Consider the following 20,196-nt stretch of genomic DNA (forward strand, 5'->3'; position numbering starts at 1 on the left):
TAAAATAAAAAGCAAATAGTAATAAAGGTGGTAGGGATTATGAAGATAGCAATAACAGGTAAAGGTGGAGTAGGTAAAACGACTTTTTCTTCAATGCTCTCTAGGATGTTTGCTGAAGACGGATACAGAGTTGTTGCTGTTGATGCCGATCCTGATGCTAATTTAGCTTTAGCACTAGGTTTTCCAAAAGAAGTATATGAATCAATAGTACCTATATCAGAAATGAAAAAGTTAGTTTCAGATAGAACAGCTGCTTCTGTAGGTTCATTTGGAAAAATGTTTAAGATGAATCCTAAAGTAGACGATATACCTGAAAATTTCTGTAAAGAATACAACGGAGTGAGATTACTTACATTAGGAACAGTGGATTCTGGTGGCACTGGATGTGTATGTCCAGAGCACGTTCTTTTAAAAAGACTCTGTTCACACTTAATACTACAAAATAAAGATGTAGTTGTTATGGATATGGAAGCTGGAATTGAACACTTAGGAAGAGGAACAGCTCAAGGTGTAGATGCTTTTATAGTAGTTGTAGAGCCAGGAGAAAGAAGTCTCCAAACATATAGAAAAGTTAAAAAACTTGGTCATGATATAGGCGTAAATAAGGTATTTGTTGTAGGTAACAAAATCAGAAATAAAGAAGATGAAGAATTTATAATACAAAACTTAGAAGATGGGGAATCTTTAGGATTTATCTATTACAATCAAGATGTTATAGATTCTGATAGAGCTAATCAATCTCCATATGATTCTAGTGAAACAACAAAGGCACAAATTAAAGAAATAAAAGAGAAATTAATGTCACTTAAAGATAAATAGAAATTTTGATTTATAATTGGGTTGTTGGTTAAAGGCAATAAATAGGTATTAGATAGGTAATAAATGATTAATTAGATAAATGACTAGCTATTAAGTTAAAGATATTTTAATAGCTTAGTAGCTAGTTTTTAAGCAATTTTACATGTATAATTATCTTATAAAATATAATTTTTACATATTAATACAATTTATACAAAAATTATATTTTAAATCTATTTAGGTTGTGGGAGGAGATTCAGTTATGGGATTTAAATCTGACATTGAAATAGCTCAAGAAGCTAAACCTCAAGATATTAGAGAGGTTGCAAAAAAATTAGGACTAGGTGAAGAAGATGTAGAACTATATGGTAAATACAAAGCCAAAGTTGACTACAATCTACTAAAAAGAGAAACTGGGAAAAAAGCTAAGTTAATATTAACTACAGCTATAAACCCAACTCCAGCAGGTGAAGGAAAAACTACTACTACTATCGGTGTTGCTGATGCATTTGCAAAATTAGATAAAAATGTATTAGTTGCTCTAAGAGAACCATCTCTAGGACCAGTATTTGGTGTTAAAGGTGGGGCAGCTGGTGGAGGATATGCACAAGTTGTTCCTATGGAAGATATAAACTTACACTTCACAGGAGACTTTCATGCTATAGGAGCTGCTAATAACCTTTTAGCTGCTATGCTTGACAATCATATTCATCAAGGAAATGAACTTAGAATAGACCCTAAGAAAATAACTTGGAGAAGATGTGTAGACATGAACGATAGACAACTTAGAAATATCGTTGATGGTATGGGTAAAAAAGGCGATGGAGCAGTTAGACAAGATGGATTTGATATAACTGTTGCTTCTGAAATAATGGCAGCGTTCTGTTTGGCAAGTGATATAGCTGACTTAAAAGAAAGATTAGGAAACATAATAGTTGGATATAGCTACGAAGGTGCACCTGTAACAGCTAGACAATTAAAAGCTAATGGTGCTATGGCTGCATTATTAAAAGATGCTTTAAAACCAAACCTAGTTCAAACTCTTGAAGGAACACCATCATTTGTACATGGAGGACCATTTGCAAATATAGCTCATGGATGTAACTCTGTTATAGCTACAAGAATGGCTATGCACTTTGCAGATTATGTAATAACTGAGGCTGGTTTCGGTGCTGACCTTGGAGCAGAAAAATTCTTAGATATAAAATGTAGAATGGCAAACTTAAAACCAGATGCTGTTATAATAGTTGCTACTGTAAGAGCATTAAAATACAATGGTGGAGTTGCTAAAGCAGACTTAAACGAAGAAAATCTAGAAGCTCTTGAAAAAGGACTTCCAAACTTATTAAAACATGTTGAAAACATAACTCAAGTATATGGATTACCAGCAGTTGTTGCAATAAACAGATTCCCACTTGATACTGAAGCTGAACTTAAACTTGTTGAAGACAAGTGTAAAGAATTAGGCGTTAATGTTGCTCTTTCTGAAGTATGGGCAAAAGGTGGAGAAGGTGGAATTGCAGTAGCTAAAGAAGTTTTAAGATTATTAGATGAAGAAGAAAATAATTTTAGATTCTGCTATGAAGATGATTTATCTATAAAAGATAAGATAAATGCTATAGCTACTAAGATTTATGGAGCAGATGGTGTAGATTATACTCCAGAAGCTGATAAAGAAATAGCTAACTTAGAAAAACTTGGATTTACTAAAGTTCCAGTATGTATGGCTAAAACTCAATATTCTTTAACTGATGACCAAACTAAATTAGGTAGACCAACAGGATTTAGAATAACTGTAAGACAAGCATCAATTTCAGCAGGAGCTGGATTTATAGTTGCACTTACTGGAGAAATAATGAAAATGCCAGGATTACCAAAAGTTCCAGCAGCAGAAAAAATAGATGTTGATGAAAATGGAGTAATAGCTGGATTATTCTAAGTGTATTAATTTATAAATAAAGAGTAGGAAATATCTCTAAGATAATTTAGGATATTTTCCTACATCCTTTTAAGGAGGATTCTCATGAAAATAGCAGATAAAACTTGTGTTGATTTTGTAGAAGTACTATCTTCTAAAGAAGCAGTACCAGGTGGCGGGGGAGCTGCCGCACTAGTTGGTGCAATTGGTATGGCTTTAGGGAGTATGGTATGCAATCTTACAATAGGAAAGAAAAAGTATGCTGAGTATGAAGAAAGTGTAAAAGATATATTAAATAAAGCAGGAAAATTAGAAAAAGATTTATTAAAAATGATAGATGATGATGCAGAATGTTTCTTACCATTATCAAAAGCTTATGGGCTTCCTAAAGAAACAGAAGAGGAAAAAAGAATAAAAGCAGAAACAATGGAAAAAGCGCTAAAAGTTGCTTGTGAAGTACCATTAAATATAGTAAGAGTTTGTTATGAAGCTATTAAGTTACATGAAGATTTAGTTGATAAAGGTTCAAGACTTGCTATAAGCGACGTTGGTGTAGGGGTTCAATGTTTAAGAGCTGCTATACTTGGTGGACAATTAAATGTAGTTATAAATATAAATTCTATACAAGATCAAGAGTATGTTAGTAAAGTAAAAACAGAAGTAGATAAATTAGTTGAAGATGGCGTTAAAACTTGTGATGAAGTTTATGCTAAAGTTGAAAAAGCGCTTGGAAAATAATTTTTAAATGACGAAAGTAGATACTATGTTATTAATATGTGGTATATAGAATAAATTAATTTAAGTTTGCTTGTAGGGGAGTTGTGAATATATGGAAGTAATGTCAACTAAAGGACAGATTATAAAAGGAAAACCTGTAGCTGATAAGATTAGTGAAGACTTAATAAAAGAAGTCGAGTTACTAGTTAAAGAAGGTATAAATCCTAAGCTAACAATAGTTAGAGTTGGAGCAAGAAGCGATGATTTATCATATGAAAGAGGAGCACTAAAAAGATGTCAAAACATTGGTATAACAACTGAAGTGTTGGAATTAGCTGAAGATATAACTCAAGAAGAATATATTGATGTTTTAAAGAAAGTTAATGATGACAAGGATGTTAATGGTATATTATGTTTTAGACCACTTCCAAAACACTTAAATGAAGAAGTTATAAAATATGTCATTGCACCAGAAAAAGATGTAGATTGTTTTAGCCCAATAAACTCTGCTAAAGTCATGGAAGGAGATAAGAGTGGATTCCCACCATGTACTCCTACAGCAGTAGTAGAAATATTAAAACATTATAATGTTGATTTAAAAGGAAGTAAGGTAACAGTTCTTGGAAGATCAATGGTAGTTGGGAAGCCAGTATCAATGCTTTTATTAAGTGAACATGCAACTGTTACAATATGCCATTCAAAGACTAAAAACTTATCAGATGTAGCTGCAGAAGCGGACGTATTGATAGCAGCTATTGGTAGAGCTAAGATGGTAGATGAAAGTTTTGTGAAAGATGGAGCAGTAGTTATAGACGTTGGTATAAATGTTGATGAAGAAGGAAATTTATGTGGAGATGTTGATACAAATGCAGTTTTAAATAAAGTATCGATGATAACTCCAGTTCCAGCGGGGGTTGGTTCAGTTACAACATCTATACTTGCAAAACATGTAGTTAAAGCTTGTAAGTTGCAAAACAATAAATAGATAGATATTGTGGAAGGTTTAGGGGGGAAGTAGATATGATAATTTCTGAAAATAAACCATTGGAAGAAGTGCTAGGGTACTTAAAGAATTTTGACAAGCTAGTTTTAGTTGGTTGTAATCAATGTGCAGCGACTTGTAAGAGTGGTGGAGAAGAAGAAGTTCTAAAAATGAAGGAAACTCTTGAAGGTGAGGGCAAAAAAATCTTAGGATATGTAATGCTTGATCCTGCTTGTAACCTTTTAAAGTCTAAAAAGGACTTAAAGGCTCTAAAAGAAGAAACTAAAGAAGCTGATGCAGTTTTATCTTTAGCATGTGGAGATGGGACACAAACAATAGTTAAAAACCTAAAAAATAAACCAGTTTATCCAGCTAACAACACTTTGTTTATAGGGGAAGTACAAAGGGTTGGAGAATATGAGGAAGCCTGTAAGGCTTGTGGAGACTGTGAACTTGGTTGGACAGGTGGAATATGTCCAGTAACTATGTGTGCTAAAGGTCTTATGAATGGGGCTTGTGGTGGAGCTAAAAATGGTAAATGTGAAGTAAATCCAGAAAATGATTGTGCTTGGATAAAAATATATGAAAGATTGGAATCTATAGGGCAATTAGATAATTTAGCAGAAATAAGACCGCCAAAAGACTATTCTAAGCAAAATAATCCAAGAAGCTTAAGTGCAAAGAAAAAGAAAGAAGCAACAGCCAATTCATAAAAGTTTTTTTTAGAAGGTTAAAAGGGGGATTAGAGATGAGCTTATTAAGAGAAACATTAGAGAGTGGAAAATTTGCAGTTACTACTGAGATGGCTCCTCCAAAAGGGACTGACCTTTCACATTTAATTGAATGTGCAAAGCCGTTAGTTGGAAGAGTTCATGCAGCAAATGTGACAGACTTTCAATCAGCAGTTATGAGAGCAACTTCTCTTGCTACATGTAAATTACTAAAAGATGCTGGATTAGAGCCAGTGATTCAAATAACAGGGAGAGATAGAAATAGAATAGCTATACAAGGAGAAATGTTGTCAGCAGGTGTATTTGGGATAAACAACTTGTTGGCATTAACAGGAGACCATACTAGCGTAGGAGACCATCCACAAGCTAAAGGTGTATTTGATTTAGACTCTGTAGGGATACTTCAAACTGCTGAAACTCTAATGGCAGGTACGGATATGGCTGGTAATAAATTAAAAGGTTCTCCAGATTTTTATCTAGGAGCATCAGTAACTCCAGAATATTCTCCAATAGAAGTTCAATTATTAAAAATGCAAAAGAAAATAAAAGCTGGAGCTAAATTTTTCCAAACTCAAGCACTTTATGACATAAATACAATGAGAAAGTTTAGAGAACTAACAAGAGATATGGATTGCAAGGTATTGGCAGGGATAGTACCTTTAAAATCTCCAGGAATGGCTAAATTTATGACTGCAAATGTACCAGGAATATTTGTGCCAGATGAACAAATCGAAAGATTAAGAGCAGCTGGAAAAGAAAACTGGGTAAGTGAAGGAATAAAAATGGCAGGAGAACTTATCAAACAATTAAAAGAAGAAGATTTATGTGATGGTGTTCATATAATGGCAATTGGGGCAGAAGAAAATATACCTGCTATACTAGATGCCGCAGGTTTATAGTATTACAAGATTGTAGATTATAAGGTTTGGGGGAATTAAGGATGAAAATAGTAGTAGTAGGTGGTGGACCAGGAGGATATGTAGCAGCTATAAAAGCTTCTATGCTTGGTGCAGAGGTGACAGTTGTTGAAAAAAGAAGAGTTGGAGGAACTTGCTTAAATGCAGGATGTATACCAACTAAAGCACTTCTTGCTTCTTCAGGGGTATTAAATACTGTGAAGGAAGCAAAGGATTTTGGTATAGAGATAGATGGTACAGTTACACCAAATTTCACTGCCATAATGGAAAGAAAAAATAAAGTTGTAAATCAATTAATAAGTGGTATAGAATTCCTATTTGAGAAAAGAGGAGTAAAACTAGTTAATGGTTTTGGAAAATTAATTGATAAAAATACTATAGAAGTAACAAAAGATGATGGAACAGTAGAATCTATAAAAGCTGATAAGATAATACTAGCTAATGGTTCTGTTCCAGTTGTACCAAGAATGTTCCCATATGATGGAAAGATTGTAATAACTAGTGATGAAGTTCTTGGACTTGAAGATATACCTGAATCTATGTTAATAGTAGGTGGTGGAGTTATAGGATGTGAAATAGGGCAATTCTTTAGAGCCTTAGGAACAGAAGTAACTATAGTTGAAATGGTTGACCAGATACTATTAAATGAAGATAAAGATGTAGCAAAACAACTACTTAGACAATTTAAGAAAGATAAGATTAAAGTTATTACAGGTATTGGAGTACAAACTTGTGAAGTAGTTGATGGTAAAGCTGTTGCAACTCTTTCTAATGGAAAGGTTATAGAAGCACAATATGCATTAGTATGTGTTGGTAGAAGACCTAACCTTGATAATTCTGGAGTAGAAGATATAGGAATTGAAATGGAAAGAGGAAAAGTAGTAGTTAATGAGCATCTTGAAACTAATGTAGAAGGTATATATGCAATAGGTGATATAATAGATACTCCTTTCTTAGCACATGTTGCTTCTAAAGAAGGTATTGTTGCAGTTGAAAATGCTTTAGGAAAAACTAAAGTAGTAGATTATAGAGCAATTCCAAGATGTGTTTATACTGAACCTGAAGTTGCTGGTGTTGGTAAAACTGAAAAACAACTTGAAGCTGAAGGTGTAGAATACAATGTAGGTCAATTTGATTTTAGAGGACTTGGAAAAGCACAGGCTATAGGACATTTCCAAGGATTTGTAAAAATAATAGCTGATAAAGAAACAGATAAAATAATAGGTGCAGCAGTAGTAGGTCCTCATGCTACAGATTTATTAACAGAGTTATCACTTGCTGTTCATCTAGGATTAACTGTAGAACAAGTAGGGGATGCAATACATCCACATCCAAGTTTATCTGAAGGACTAATGGAAGCACTTCATGATGTACATGGAGAATGTGTTCATTCTGTACCTAAATTATAATAAGTAAACAGAGTACATAAGGCTCTGTGGCTAGATTTAAGGGGGAAGTCTTAAAATGGGATACAATATAGCTGTTGCAGGAAAAGGTGGAACTGGTAAAACAAGTCTCACAGGGCTTTTGATTGATTATTTGGTTAAGGACAATAAGGGACCAGTATTAGTTGTAGATGCTGATGCTAATGCTAACATAAATGAAGTATTAGGTATTGAAGTTGAAGCAACAATAGGAGAAATAAGAGAAGAAGTAAATCAAAGAGAAAAGTTAGGCAATGCATTCCCAGGTGGTATGACAAAAGCACAATATCTACAATTTAGATTAAATTCTATAATTGAAGAAGGAGAAGGATATGACTTGTTAGTAATGGGGAGATCAGAAGGGGAAGGATGTTACTGTTTTGTAAATGGGATACTTAGAGAACAAGTAAACAAAATATCTGGTCACTACAAATACTTAGTCATGGACAACGAAGCTGGTATGGAACATCTAAGCAGAAAAGTTACTAGACATGTTGATACACTTTTATTGGTTAGTGATTGCTCAAGACGTAGCATACAAGCTGTTGCTAGAATAAGAGATTTAGCTGAGGAACTAAAATTAAATGTTGGAAGAATACTTCTAATTGTAAATAAGGTTCCAAATGGGGTTATGAATGATGGTGTTAAAGAGGAAATAGAAAAACATAACCTAGAGCTAATTGGTGTTGTACCTATGGATGAATTGATATATGAATATGATTCTACAGGTATTCCTTTAGTTAATTTACCTGAAGATTCAAAATCTAAAGTGGCTATGAAAGAGATTTTTGCTAAATTAGAATTAAAATAGGCTTAAGGGGGAAAAAAATATGGCATTTAAAATGTCTACTCAAAAATATTCTGGAAAAATATCAGAAGTTGAAGTAGGAATAGGGGAAAAAGCAATTAAATTAGGTGGGGAAAATGTATTACCTTTTTATAGTTTTGATGGAGAAGTAGGGAATACTCCAAAAATAGGTATAGAAATATCAGACGTTTATCCTGAAAGCTGGACTGATTCATATAAAGAGTTATATAAAGATGTAGCTAATTGTCCAGTAGAATGGGCTAAATATGTTGAAGCTAATACACAAGCAGATTTTATTTGTTTAAAATTTGATGGTTCTGACCCAAATGGATTAGATAAATCAGTTGATGACTGTGCTGAAGTTGCTAAAGCAGTAGTTGAAGCAATAACATTGCCTTTAGTAGTAGCTGGTTCAGGAAATCATGAAAAAGATGGTAAACTGTTTGAAAAATTAGCTCAAGCGTTGGATGGGCATAACTGTCTATTTATGTCAGCAGTAGAAGATAACTACAAAGGAGTAGGAGCATCAGCTGGAATGGCTTATTCACACAAAGTTGGAGCAGAATCTTCTGTTGATATAAACCTAGCAAAACAATTAAACGTACTGTTAACTCAATTAGGCGTTAAAGGTGAAAATATAGTTATGAATGTTGGATGTTCAGCAGTTGGTTATGGATATGAATATGTTGCATCTACTATGGATAGAATTAGACTTGCAGCATTTGGTCAAAATGATAAGACATTACAAATGCCTATCATAACACCAGTAGCTTTCGAAGTAGGTCATGTTAAAGAAGCTATAGCTCCAGTAGAAGATGAGCCAGATTGGGGTTGTCCAGAAGAAAGAACTATAGCAATGGAAGTTTCAACTGCAGCAAGTGTTTTAGTAGGTGGTTCAAACGCAGTTATACTTCGTCATCCAAAATCAATAGAAACTATAAAAGAATTGGTTAACGCATTAGCTTAATTAAATTGTTAAGGTTAGGGGGAGAAAATAATGGCATTAAAAGCTTTAGATATATTTAAATTAACACCAAAGAAAAACTGTAAGGATTGTGGATTCCCAACTTGTATGGCTTTCTCTATGAAGGTTGCTTCAGGAGCTGTAGAAGTAGGCAAATGCCCACATATGTCTGATGACGCTATAGCAAAACTATCAGAAGCTACAGCACCTTTAATGAAAGCATTAAAAGTTGGTACTGGAGCATCTGAATATGAACTAGGCGGGGAAACAGTATTATTTAGACATGAAAAAACATTAGTAAGTAGAAATAGATATGCAGTTTCATTCTGTACTTGTATGAGTGATGAAGCAGTAGACGCTAAAATAGCTAACATGAAAAAAGTTGACTATATAAGAATTGGTGAACAAATGAAAGTTGAAATGGTTGTTTTAGAATACTGTGGAGACAAAGATGCATATTTAAAACTAATAGACAAAATAAAAGGTAGCGGATTAGAAGTAGCTTATATTTTAGCTTGTGATGATGCACAAGCAGTTAAAGAAGCTGTTGAAGTATTAAAAGATGCTAGACCAATGGTATATGGAGCAACTAAAGATAACTACAAAGATATGATAGAAGTAGTTAAAGGAGCAAACCTACCATTAGGAGTAAAAGCAGCTAGCTTAGAAGAATTATATGAAACAGTTGAATTAGTTCAATCTGCTGGATATAAAGAATTAGTATTAGATGTAACTGGAGAAAATATAAAAGATACTTACACTAATGCTGTGCAAGTTAGAAGAATAGCTTTAAAAGAACAAGATAGAACATTTGGATATCCTTCAATAGTATTTGCAAATAGATTATCTAACTCAAATCCTATGATGGAAATTGCTTTATCATCAATATTTACTATAAAATATGGTTCTATAATAGTAATAGATGATATTAGTTATGCTAAAGCATTACCATTATTTGCATTAAGACAAAATATATACACTGACCCACAAAGACCAATGAGAGTTGAACCAAAGATTTACCCAATTAATAACCCAGATGAAAATTCTCCAGTATTAGTTACTGTTGACTTTGCATTAACTTATTTCATAGTTGCTGGAGATATAGAAAGATCAAAAGTTCCAGTATGGTTAGTAATACCAGATGCAGGTGGATATTCAGTTCTTACATCTTGGGCTGCTGGTAAATTTGGTGGAAATTCAATCTCTGCTTTCATCAAAGAAAGTAAAGTAGAAGAAGTAACTAATTGTAAAGACATTATCATTCCAGGAAAAGTTGCAGTACTTAAAGGTGATATAGAAGATAACTTACCAGGATGGAATGTAGTTATAGGACCAGAAGAATCTATGGAATTACCTAAGTTCTTAAAAGGATACCAAGAAAAAGCATGCCAAACAAACTAATAAAATATTAACTAACTATTAATATTAAATTTAAAGGGGGACATTATAAATGGAAAAATTTATGATTATAGGTGAAAGAATACACTGTATCTCACCTTCAATAAGAAAGGCATTAGCAGAAAGAGATCCAGCTCCAATATTAAAAAGAGCAAAAGAACAATTAGAAGCAGGAGCACACTATATAGATTTCAATATAGGGCCTGCTGAAAGAGATGGCGAAGAGATAATGACATGGGGAGTTAAGCTACTTCAATCTGAATTTAACAATGTTCCTATAGCATTAGATACAGCTAATAAAAAAGCTATCGAAGCTGGACTTAAGGTTTATGATAGAACTAATGCAAAACCAATAATAAACTCTGCTGATGCTGGTTCAAGATTTGATTTAATAGATATAGCAGCTGAATATGAATCAATGGTTATAGGTTTATGTGCAAAAGAAGGTATCCCAAGAGATAATGATGAACGTATGGCTTACTGCCAAGAGATACTAGAAAAAGGCTTAATGCTAGGAATGGAGCCAACTGATATATTATTTGACCCATTATGCTTAGTTATAAAAGGTATGCAAGAAAAACAAGTAGAAGTTTTAGAAGCTATAAAGATGATGACTGAAATGGGACTTTTAACTACAGGAGGATTATCTAATGTATCTAATGGATGTCCTAAACATGTTAGACCTGTTTTAGATAGTGCATTCTTAGCAATGGCAATGGCTAATGGATTTAGTTCAGCTATAATGAATCCATGTGACCCAGAATTAATGAAAACTGTAAAATCTTGTGACATAATCAACGGGGCATCTTTATATGCAGACTCTTTCTTAGAGTTAAATGAAGGTGGATTTGCTTTCTAGGGTTTTTAGGGTATAGTTAATAAAAAATAGGTGTAAATATTAAAGGGGGAAATAGAATGAATCTATATAATATAATCTTTACAGGGTCAGAACAAGCTTTGGGTGCAGCTCAAGCTATGTTAAATGAAGCTATAGAAAAAAACGGAAAAGAACATAAAGTAGCTTTCCCTGATACAGCATATTCATTACCTTGTATATATGCTGCAACAGGACAAAAAATGAACACTTTAGGGGACTTAGAAGGTGCTTTAGAAGTAGTAAAATCTTTAATCAATAGAACTCATTTATTAGAACATGCTTTTAATGCTGGTTTAGCTACTGCTTTAGCTGCAGAAGTAATTGAAGCATTAAAATACTCAACTATGGATGCTCCATATAGTGAGCCATGTGCAGGTCATATAACTGACCCTATAATCAGATCACTTGGTGTACCACTAGTTACAGGAGATATACCTGGTGTTGCAGTTGTTCTTGGAGAATGTCCTGATGCTGAATCAGCAGCAAAAGTTATAAAAGACTACCAATCTAAAGGTTTATTAACTTTCTTAGTTGGTAAGGTTATAGACCAAGCTATAGAAGCTGGAGTAAAAATGGGTCTTGAACTAAGAGTTATACCTCTAGGATATGATGTAACTTCTGTTATCCACGTTGTATCTGTTGCAGTAAGAGCAGCATTAATATTCGGTGGATTAACTCCTGGTGATTTAAACGGATTATTAGAATACACAGCTAATAGAGTTCCTGCATTTGTTAATGCTTTTGGACCATTAAGTGAATTAGTTGTATCTGCAGGTGCTGGAGCAATAGCTTTAGGATTCCCAGTTGTAACTGACCAAACTGTTCTTGAAGTTCCAATGAATTTATTAACTCAAAAAGATTATGATAAGATAGTAGCTACTTCATTAGAAGCTAGAGGAATAAAAATAAAAGTTACTGAAATACCTATACCAGTTTCATTTGCAGCAGCATTTGAAGGTGAAAGAATTAGAAAGAGCGACATGTTTGCTGAATTTGGTGGAAATAAAACTGAAGCTTGGGAGCTTGTTGTTAAGAAAGAAGCTGCTGAAGTTGAAGACCATAAGATAGAAATAATAGGACCAAACATAGATGAAGTTGAAGCAGATGGTGTATTAAGATTACCACTTGCTGTAATAGTTAAAATAGCTGGTAAAAACATGCAAGAAGATTTCGAACCAGTTCTTGAAAGACGTTTCCACTACTTCTTAAACTATATAGAAGGTGTAATGCACGTTGGACAAAGAGATATGGCTTGGGTAAGAATCTCTAAAGATGCATTTGATAAAGGATTTAGACTTGAGCATATAGGAGAAGTTTTATATGCTAAGATGTTAGATGAATTTGAATCAGTTGTTGATAAGTGTGAAATAACTATAATTACAGATGCAGAAAAAGTTTCTGAATTAAAAGGTGAAGCAATAGCTAAATACAATGCTAGAGATGAGAGATTAGCTTCATTGGTTGATGAAAGTGTAGAGACTTTCTATTCTTGTAACTTATGTCAATCATTTGCACCAGCTCACGTTTGTGTTGTTACTCCTGAAAGACTTGGTCTTTGTGGAGCAGTTAGCTGGTTAGATGCTAAAGCTACTAAAGAATTAGACCCTACAGGTCCTTGTCAACCAATAGAAAAAGGTGAATGTTTAGACGATAGAACAGGTGTATGGAACTCTGTAAATGAAACTGTAAACCAAATATCTCAAGGTGCAGTTGAAGCTGTTACATTATACTCTATATTAGAAGACCCTATGACTTCTTGTGGATGCTTCGAGTGTATCTGTGGTATAATGCCAGAAGCAAATGGATTTGTTGTAGTTAACAGAGAATTCCCAAGCGTTACTCCAGTTGGTATGACTTTCGGAGAACTTGCTTCTATGACAGGTGGAGGAGTTCAAACTCCAGGATTCATGGGACACGGAAGACATTTCATATCTTCTAAAAAATTCGCTTATGCAGAAGGTGGACCAGAAAGAATAGTTTGGATGCCAAAAGAATTAAAAGATTATGTAGCTGATAAATTAAATGCTACAGTTAAAGAAATGACTGGAATAGAGAACTTCTGTGATATGATTTGTGATGAAACTATAGCTGACGATTCTGAAGGAGTATTAGCTTTCTTAGAAGAAAAAGGTCATCCAGCATTAGCTATGGAAAGTGTAATGTAATTGATGGAAAATTTAAAATAATGTGATATAATATTAATATGATTTAAATAAATTAATCAATAATATAATATTGGGGGTCTATCGAAATGAAATTATTACCAGAATTAAAATACTCTAAAGATCATGAATGGGTAAAAGTAATTGATGGAGATGTTGTATATATAGGTATAACAGATTATGCTCAAGATCAATTAGGAGAAATATTATTTGTTGAAACACCAGAAGTAGAAGATACTGTAACTAAGGGAGTAGATTTTGGAGTAGTTGAATCTTCTAAAGTAGCTTCTGATTTAATATCTCCTGTTAATGGTGAAGTATTAGAAGTTAATGAAAAATTAGAAGATGAACCAGAATGTATAAATGAAGACCCATACGAAAACTGGATATTAAAAGTAAAACTAGCTGATGTTGCTGAGCTTGATACATTATTAAGTGATAAAGAATACGAGGCTGGATTAGAATAATTAAAGACTAGGGATGTTATTATAATTGGGGAAAGTATAGTAAAATTTGAGTGCACGCAAATTTAGCTATACTTTCCTTTTATAATATATAGAACAAATTGGGAGGGATATCATGATAAAGGTAAATTTTATGCCAAACAATAAAGAAGTTTATTGTAATGAGGGGGATATATTGCTAGAAGTTGCAAGAAATGCTGATATATTTATAGATGCTCCTTGTAATGGAAATATGTCTTGTGGTAAATGTAAGGTAAAGTTGTTAAAAGGTAAGGTTGATACAGAAAAAACGAGACATATAACAGATGACGAATGGGAGCAAGGTTATATATTAGCTTGTTGTACAAAAGTAATCTCAGATATAGAAATTGAAGTTCCTTCTAAAGTATCATCTTCTATGTATGGTATGAAGATTGAAGGTAGCAATAAACAAAAAGATAGAGAAATTTTTGAGAGAGCTAAAAAAATAATAGAAAAGCATAACTTACAATTTAAGACAAATATAAAAAAGAAATACATAGAAATGGAAGAACCAAACTTAGATGACAATATAAGTGATGTAGATAGATTAGAAAGACATGTTAGAAATCATTTGGGGTACAATGAAATAGATTTTAGATTAGATATACTTAGAAAGATGCCAACGATATTTAGAAAGAGCGATTTCAAAGTTACAATAACATATGTTCAAAAACAAAAGAAACTTACAATCATAAATATAGAAGAAGGAAATAAGGAAAATTCTCTGTATGGAGTTGCAATAGATATTGGTACAACTTCGGTAGTTGTATGTTTAGTAGACTTATATTCAAAAGAAGTAGTAGATAAAGCATCATCTGGAAATGCTCAGATAAAATATGGAGCAGATGTTATAAATAGGATTATATATTCGACTAAGAAAAACGGATTAGAAACTTTACACAAAGCTATAGTTGATGAAACTATAAATCCTCTATTAAAAACATTATATGAAAGAAATGGCATAAATAAGGAGGATGTAGTCACTTTAGTAGCTGCTGGAAATACAACTATGACAAGTTTATTCTTAGGGGTGTATACAGACTTTTTAAGACAAGAACCTTATATACCACCATTTTTAAAATCTCCAAAACTTATGGGTGAAAATGTAGGTCTTTTTGTAAATGATAGTGCATATGTGTACTTAGCTCCATCTGTAGCAAGTTATGTAGGAGGAGATATAACAGCAGGGGTATTATCAGCTGGTATATGGTCAAGTGAAGAAAATGTTTTATTTATAGACTTAGGTACCAATGGAGAGATAGTATTTGGAAATCAAGACTATATGATGAGCTGTGCATGTTCAGCAGGTCCTGCATTTGAAGGTGGAGGCATAAGCTGTGGAATGAGAGCATCAGCAGGAGCAATAGAGAAGGTGGCTATTGATAAAGGAACTTTAGAGCCTACATTAAAAATAATAGATGAATGTGCACCAGTTGGTATATGTGGTTCTGGTATAATTGATTTAATTTGCCAAATGATTACTAAGGGTGTAATAGATAGAAGAGGTAAGATATATAGAGATTTAAATAATAAGAGAGTAAGATTTAATGAACATGAAATAGGAGAGTATGTATTAGCATTTAAAGAAGAATTTGATTTGGAAAATGATATAGTAGTAAATGAAGTGGACATAGATAATTTTATTAGAGCTAAAGGAGCTATATATTCAGGCGCATATACTCTTGTAGATAGCTTGGGTATGGATTTTAGTATATTAGATAGAGTTTATATAGCAGGTGGTATAGGAAATAACCTAGACATAGAAAATTCAATAATTATAGGATTACTTCCTGATATCGATAGAGAGAAATTTACTTATATAGGAAATAGTTCACTTGTAGGTTCTTACTTGGCTCTTATAAGTAAAGATGCCAAAAATAAACTTGAAGAAATAGGTAAACAAATAACTTATGTTGAACTTAGTGTTTATCCAAGTTACATGGACGAATTTATTTCTGCATGCTTCTTACCACATACAAATATAGAGCAGTTCCCAACTGCAAAGCAACTACTAGAAGAGTAAAATATCAAAATATAAATGCATAGGTAGAGCATAAAAACATAAATGTAGAGGATTAAATTATGTATAAGGATTTGTCTGAGAAAATGAGAACTGCGTTTGACATTAAATTAAGAAATTTCGGAACTGAGATAGAGTTTGCTTATCCGAATCAGACTCTAGCTCTTAGTACTACAAGTAATAAGTGTAGTCTTAAATGTGCTCATTGTAATGGTCATTATTTAGAAAATATGATACCAATTGAGGACTATAAAGAAAAAGTTAAATCAAGAAATATAACTAGTTTTTTATTAAGTGGTGGTTGTAGTTATGAAGGTGATGTCCCAATAAATACCCATATACAGACCATTAAAAAGTTAAAGGAACAAGGATACAGATTAAATGCTCATTTAGGGCTTATGGATAAAGAGAGTATTATAGAATTATGTAAGTATTTAGATATAGTTTCTTTCGACTTGGTATTCGATAAAGAAACTATAAAAGAAGTTTATAAAATGGATAAAAGCAAAGAAGATTATATTAAAGCTTACAATACAATAAGAGAAAATACAGAAGTAGCACCACATATATGTATTGGTTTAAAAGGAGGAAAAGTAAAAGGTGAGTATGAGATTATAGAATACTTACAAAAAAATCCTCCTAATAAACTGACATTTATAGTTCTTATTCCTACAAAAGGTACTGAATATGAAGATGTAGAACCTCCTAATTTGAAAGAAGTAACAGATGTTTTATGTGAAGCTAGAATTAGTTTACCAAATACCGAGATTAACCTAGGTTGTATGAGACCTAGAGGTGTGTATAGAAAAGAACTAGACCAATTAGCTATAATGTGTGGAATTAATAGAATAGTTCTTCCATCAAAATCTGCTAAGAATAAGGCTATAGATATGAATATGACAATAACTGAATGTAAGGAGTGTTGCGTTTTATGATTAGATTATCATCAGGGACAGCAATAGAACTTGGAATATTAAATAAAAAAAGCGATATACCTCCTACTACAGCATATATAATGATTGGGGAAAAATGCATAAACAAATGTAGTTTTTGTTCTCAATCAATAGAAAGCAGTACTAGAAAAGATAAATTATCAAGAGTAGTTTGGCCAGAGTATTCTAAAGAGGAAATATTGAATGCTTTGAGAGCATATAACGGGAAAAATATAAAGAGAATATGTATACAATCAATGGCAAGTGAAGAGGCACATAAATCTGTTTTAGATTTTATAAATTACATAAATGGTAAAATAGATATGCCTATTTCATTGTCTGCAAAATTAGAAAGTGATGAAGAAATAAACAAGTTTTTTTCTGCTGGAGTAGATAAAATAGGAATAGCGATAGATGCAGCAAGTAAAGACTTATATGAAAAAATAAAAGGATATAATTATGATGAAAAATTGAATTTTATAACAAAAATGTCAAAGTTATATCCTAATAAAATCAGCACACATATAATTGTTGGTATGGGAGAAAGTCATGAAGACATATACAACCTATATACTTATTTAAAGAAGAACAATATAACTATTAGTTTATTTGCGTTTACTCCAGTTAGAGGAACTAAAATGGAAAAAATAAGTCAACCAAATATAGAAAGTTACAGAAGAGTACAGCTAATGTCCTATATGATAAATAAAGGTTATTCACAAGAATACTTTGAATTCAAAAATGGATACTTGGAAAATATAAAACTAGATGATGAGACTGTATCAGATATAAACAGGGGTTACCCTTTTGAGATAAGAGGCTGTAAGGATTGTAATAGACCATATTATAATGAAAGACCAGGAAGTACTATATATAATTATTCAAGACCTTTAAATCAAGATGAGATAGATTTGGCTATAAGAGAACTAAATCTGTAAATGATTTCTTGAATATATTTATACTAAAGATTGGGGCGTAATAATCATGAATCAGTGGAGAGTTATACATAATAAATCATATGATGGTGCAATGAATATGGCAATTGATGAAGCTATATTTACTGCATATAAAAAAGGATGTGTGAAGCCAACACTTAGATTTTACACTTGGAAGCCAGCTTGCTTGAGTGTAGGATATTTTCAAAAACTTGAAGATGAGGTAGATTTAGATAAGTGTAAGTGCATGAATATAGACTATGTCAGAAGAATCACAGGAGGAAGAGCTGTATTACATGATAATGAGCTAACTTATAGTATAATTATAGGAGAAGATAATCCTTTAATTGATAAAAGTATAAATCTATCTTATAGATATATAAGTGAAGGTTTAGTTAGAGGATTGAATTTAAGTGGTATAGAAACAGATAACTTAAATAGTGGAGAGAGAATAGGTAGAGAAAATTTATCAGCTGCATGCTTTAATGCACATGCATCATATGAAGTTACTATTAATAATAAAAAGGTAATTGGAAGTGCTCAAAGTAGAAAAGATGGTGTTTTGTTACAGCACGGTTCAATAATAATGGATTTTGATGTAGAAAAATTGTTTAAATTAATAAAGGCTAAAACACCAGAACTAAAAGAAAGAGCAATGAAATTCACAGCTAAAAAGGCCAGTGGAATAGAGAATGAAATTGGTAAAAAAATAGACATAGATATTCTACAAGCTAATCTAATAAAAGGACTGGCTAGTCAATTTAATGTTGAGTTTGTAGAAGAAGACTTGACTGATTATGAAAAGCAATTAGCTGAAGAATTATATAAAAAATACAAGGATGAAGAGTATAATAAAAAGCGTTAACTTTAATTGACTTTAAGTAAATTAAAGTGATATACTTAAGGTATAATAATATACGAAAATTGAAATCATGAAGGTTTCTTTGGTGTATTGAAATACCTGAGGAAGTCTTTTTTTGATTTTTAATAAAAATCATATTAGGAGGAGATTTATATGTGTGAATCATCAGCTTTCATTTGTAAGAATAACAATGAATTAGAAAAGGTTATGGAGAATGTGGTTAATATAGACCCTTGTGATGGAAAGATTTATTTAACTGATTTATTAGGAGAACAAAAAATAATAGATGGAATAATTAAAGAAATAAGATTGATGGACCATAAGATAATAATACAAGAAAATTAATTAATAGGGGAATTTCATATGATAATAGCAGTGATAGATGGAATGGGTGGAGGTATAGGAGCCCAGATAGTTTCTTCTCTGAGAGAAGAATTACCTACATATGTAGAAATTTATGCACTAGGAACTAATTCTATAGCAACTAGTTCTATGATGAAGGCTCATGCTAATAAAGGAGCTACAGGGGAAAATGCTATAGTAGTATCAGCTAGAAAAGCCAATATAATAGTTGCACCTATTTCTGTAATAATACCTAATTCTATGATGGGGGAAGTCACTTGTAATATAAGTGAAGCTATTGCAGATAGTGAGGCACTTAAGATACTTTTACCTATTATGCCAGAAAATATAGAGTTAGTTGGATTAGAAGGTAAACCATTAGCACTACTTGTAAAAGATTCTGTTAATGTTATAAAAAAAGAATTTAATATAAAATAACAGGGGGAATAACTAATGATGTTTGATAGAGAGATTATAAGATACCACCATGGGCACCATGACCATGACGACCATTGCCATGAACATACTCATGGAGATATGTGCCATGAACATCCACACGACCATGCTCATGACCATGACCACGAACATAATCATGAAGAATCATCAGAGTCTAAAGATGAGAAAACTTTAAAAATACTTTTAGTACATTGGATAAATCACAATGAGACTCATGAAGAAGGATTTAGAGAATGGGTAGAAAAGGCTAGAGCTATTGGAAAAGAAGAAACTGCAAAGAGTATTGAAAAAGCTATAGAATGTATGGAAGAAGCAAATAAAATGTTATTAGAGGCTAAAAAACATATGTAAATATGATTGTTAAAATCGCTTATATATTTTGATATAGGCGATTTTTTATGCCTTATTTATATTTAATTATTGAAATTTCTAATGAGTATGTACTATACTTTAATGAGGAAATTTATT

20 protein-coding genes are annotated in these 20,196 nt (G+C 32.3%); all 20 read left to right on the top strand.

Annotation, left to right across the window (positions count from 1 at the left end):
- The first annotated feature begins 39 nt into the window (after positions 1 to 39).
- The 20 genes from IC758_RS03970 (at position 40) to IC758_RS04065 (ending at position 20,079) form a co-directional block, all read left to right on the top strand.
- Positions 40 to 819, top strand: a complete 780-nt coding sequence (locus IC758_RS03970; RefSeq protein ID WP_227433452.1) for an AAA family ATPase — start codon at positions 40 to 42, stop codon at positions 817 to 819.
- 241 nt (positions 820 to 1,060) lie between these two features.
- Complete coding sequence (locus IC758_RS03975; RefSeq protein ID WP_227433451.1) at positions 1,061 to 2,737, top strand: formate--tetrahydrofolate ligase; 1,677 nt, start codon at positions 1,061 to 1,063, stop codon at positions 2,735 to 2,737.
- An 84-nt stretch (positions 2,738 to 2,821) separates the two neighbouring features.
- A complete protein-coding gene (locus tag IC758_RS03980; protein WP_227433450.1) occupies positions 2,822 to 3,454 on the top strand; it encodes a cyclodeaminase/cyclohydrolase family protein in 633 nt (210 codons plus the stop codon).
- Between the two features lie 91 nt (positions 3,455 to 3,545).
- Positions 3,546 to 4,418, top strand: a complete 873-nt coding sequence (locus IC758_RS03985) for a bifunctional 5,10-methylenetetrahydrofolate dehydrogenase/5,10-methenyltetrahydrofolate cyclohydrolase (RefSeq protein ID WP_227433449.1) — start codon at positions 3,546 to 3,548, stop codon at positions 4,416 to 4,418.
- A gap of 35 nt (positions 4,419 to 4,453) precedes the next feature.
- A complete protein-coding gene (locus IC758_RS03990; protein WP_227433448.1) occupies positions 4,454 to 5,128 on the top strand; it encodes a methylenetetrahydrofolate reductase C-terminal domain-containing protein in 675 nt (224 codons plus the stop codon).
- Between the two features lie 35 nt (positions 5,129 to 5,163).
- Entirely contained in the window at positions 5,164 to 6,045 is an 882-nt protein-coding gene (locus IC758_RS03995; protein ID WP_003432262.1) for a methylenetetrahydrofolate reductase, read from the top strand.
- A 41-nt stretch (positions 6,046 to 6,086) separates the two neighbouring features.
- Positions 6,087 to 7,472 (top strand): dihydrolipoyl dehydrogenase, encoded by a 1,386-nt coding sequence (gene lpdA / locus IC758_RS04000; protein ID WP_227433447.1) that lies wholly within the window; start codon positions 6,087 to 6,089, stop codon positions 7,470 to 7,472.
- A gap of 55 nt (positions 7,473 to 7,527) precedes the next feature.
- Entirely contained in the window at positions 7,528 to 8,298 is a 771-nt protein-coding gene (locus tag IC758_RS04005) for a carbon monoxide dehydrogenase accessory protein CooC (protein WP_021383511.1), read from the top strand.
- A 19-nt stretch (positions 8,299 to 8,317) separates the two neighbouring features.
- Positions 8,318 to 9,262 carry an acetyl-CoA decarbonylase/synthase complex subunit delta gene (gene acsD / locus IC758_RS04010; RefSeq protein ID WP_227433446.1) on the top strand — a complete coding sequence of 315 codons (945 nt, stop codon included), beginning with the start codon at positions 8,318 to 8,320 and terminating at the stop codon, positions 9,260 to 9,262.
- A 30-nt stretch (positions 9,263 to 9,292) separates the two neighbouring features.
- Positions 9,293 to 10,660, top strand: a complete 1,368-nt coding sequence (gene acsC / locus IC758_RS04015; RefSeq protein WP_227433445.1) for an acetyl-CoA decarbonylase/synthase complex subunit gamma — start codon at positions 9,293 to 9,295, stop codon at positions 10,658 to 10,660.
- 49 nt (positions 10,661 to 10,709) lie between these two features.
- Positions 10,710 to 11,516 (top strand): carbon monoxide dehydrogenase/acetyl-CoA synthase methytransferase subunit, encoded by an 807-nt coding sequence (acsE, locus tag IC758_RS04020; protein WP_227433444.1) that lies wholly within the window; start codon positions 10,710 to 10,712, stop codon positions 11,514 to 11,516.
- Between the two features lie 56 nt (positions 11,517 to 11,572).
- Positions 11,573 to 13,699: an acetyl-CoA decarbonylase/synthase complex subunit alpha/beta gene (acsB, locus tag IC758_RS04025; protein WP_227433443.1), complete on the top strand. Its 2,127-nt coding sequence runs from the start codon at positions 11,573 to 11,575 to the stop codon at positions 13,697 to 13,699.
- 86 nt (positions 13,700 to 13,785) lie between these two features.
- Entirely contained in the window at positions 13,786 to 14,163 is a 378-nt protein-coding gene (gene gcvH / locus IC758_RS04030; RefSeq protein ID WP_003418363.1) for a glycine cleavage system protein GcvH, read from the top strand.
- Positions 14,164 to 14,275: 112 nt separating this feature from the next.
- Complete coding sequence (acsV, locus tag IC758_RS04035; RefSeq protein ID WP_227860777.1) at positions 14,276 to 16,204, top strand: corrinoid activation/regeneration protein AcsV; 1,929 nt, start codon at positions 14,276 to 14,278, stop codon at positions 16,202 to 16,204.
- Positions 16,205 to 16,263: 59 nt separating this feature from the next.
- Positions 16,264 to 17,136, top strand: a complete 873-nt coding sequence (locus IC758_RS04040; protein ID WP_227860778.1) for a radical SAM protein — start codon at positions 16,264 to 16,266, stop codon at positions 17,134 to 17,136.
- The gene (locus IC758_RS04045) at positions 17,133 to 18,071 is read left to right on the top strand and encodes a radical SAM protein (RefSeq protein ID WP_227433440.1); all 939 of its coding nucleotides are present in this window, start codon (positions 17,133 to 17,135) and stop codon (positions 18,069 to 18,071) included. Before IC758_RS04040 ends, IC758_RS04045 begins: the two co-directional genes overlap by 4 nt.
- Before the next feature lie 46 nt (positions 18,072 to 18,117).
- The gene (locus tag IC758_RS04050; RefSeq protein WP_227433439.1) at positions 18,118 to 18,933 is read left to right on the top strand and encodes a biotin/lipoate A/B protein ligase family protein; all 816 of its coding nucleotides are present in this window, start codon (positions 18,118 to 18,120) and stop codon (positions 18,931 to 18,933) included.
- Between the two features lie 150 nt (positions 18,934 to 19,083).
- Positions 19,084 to 19,275, top strand: coding sequence for a CooT family nickel-binding protein (locus IC758_RS04055; RefSeq protein ID WP_227433438.1), 192 nt, complete (start codon positions 19,084 to 19,086; stop codon positions 19,273 to 19,275).
- Positions 19,276 to 19,293: 18 nt separating this feature from the next.
- Entirely contained in the window at positions 19,294 to 19,710 is a 417-nt protein-coding gene (locus IC758_RS04060; protein WP_227433437.1) for a DUF3842 family protein, read from the top strand.
- Between the two features lie 15 nt (positions 19,711 to 19,725).
- Entirely contained in the window at positions 19,726 to 20,079 is a 354-nt protein-coding gene (locus IC758_RS04065; RefSeq protein WP_227433436.1) for a zinc transporter, read from the top strand.
- The last annotated feature ends 117 nt before the right edge of the window (positions 20,080 to 20,196 follow it).

The organism is Clostridioides sp. ES-W-0016-02 (assembly GCF_020641035.1).
Lineage (GTDB): Bacteria > Bacillota > Clostridia > Peptostreptococcales > Peptostreptococcaceae > Clostridioides.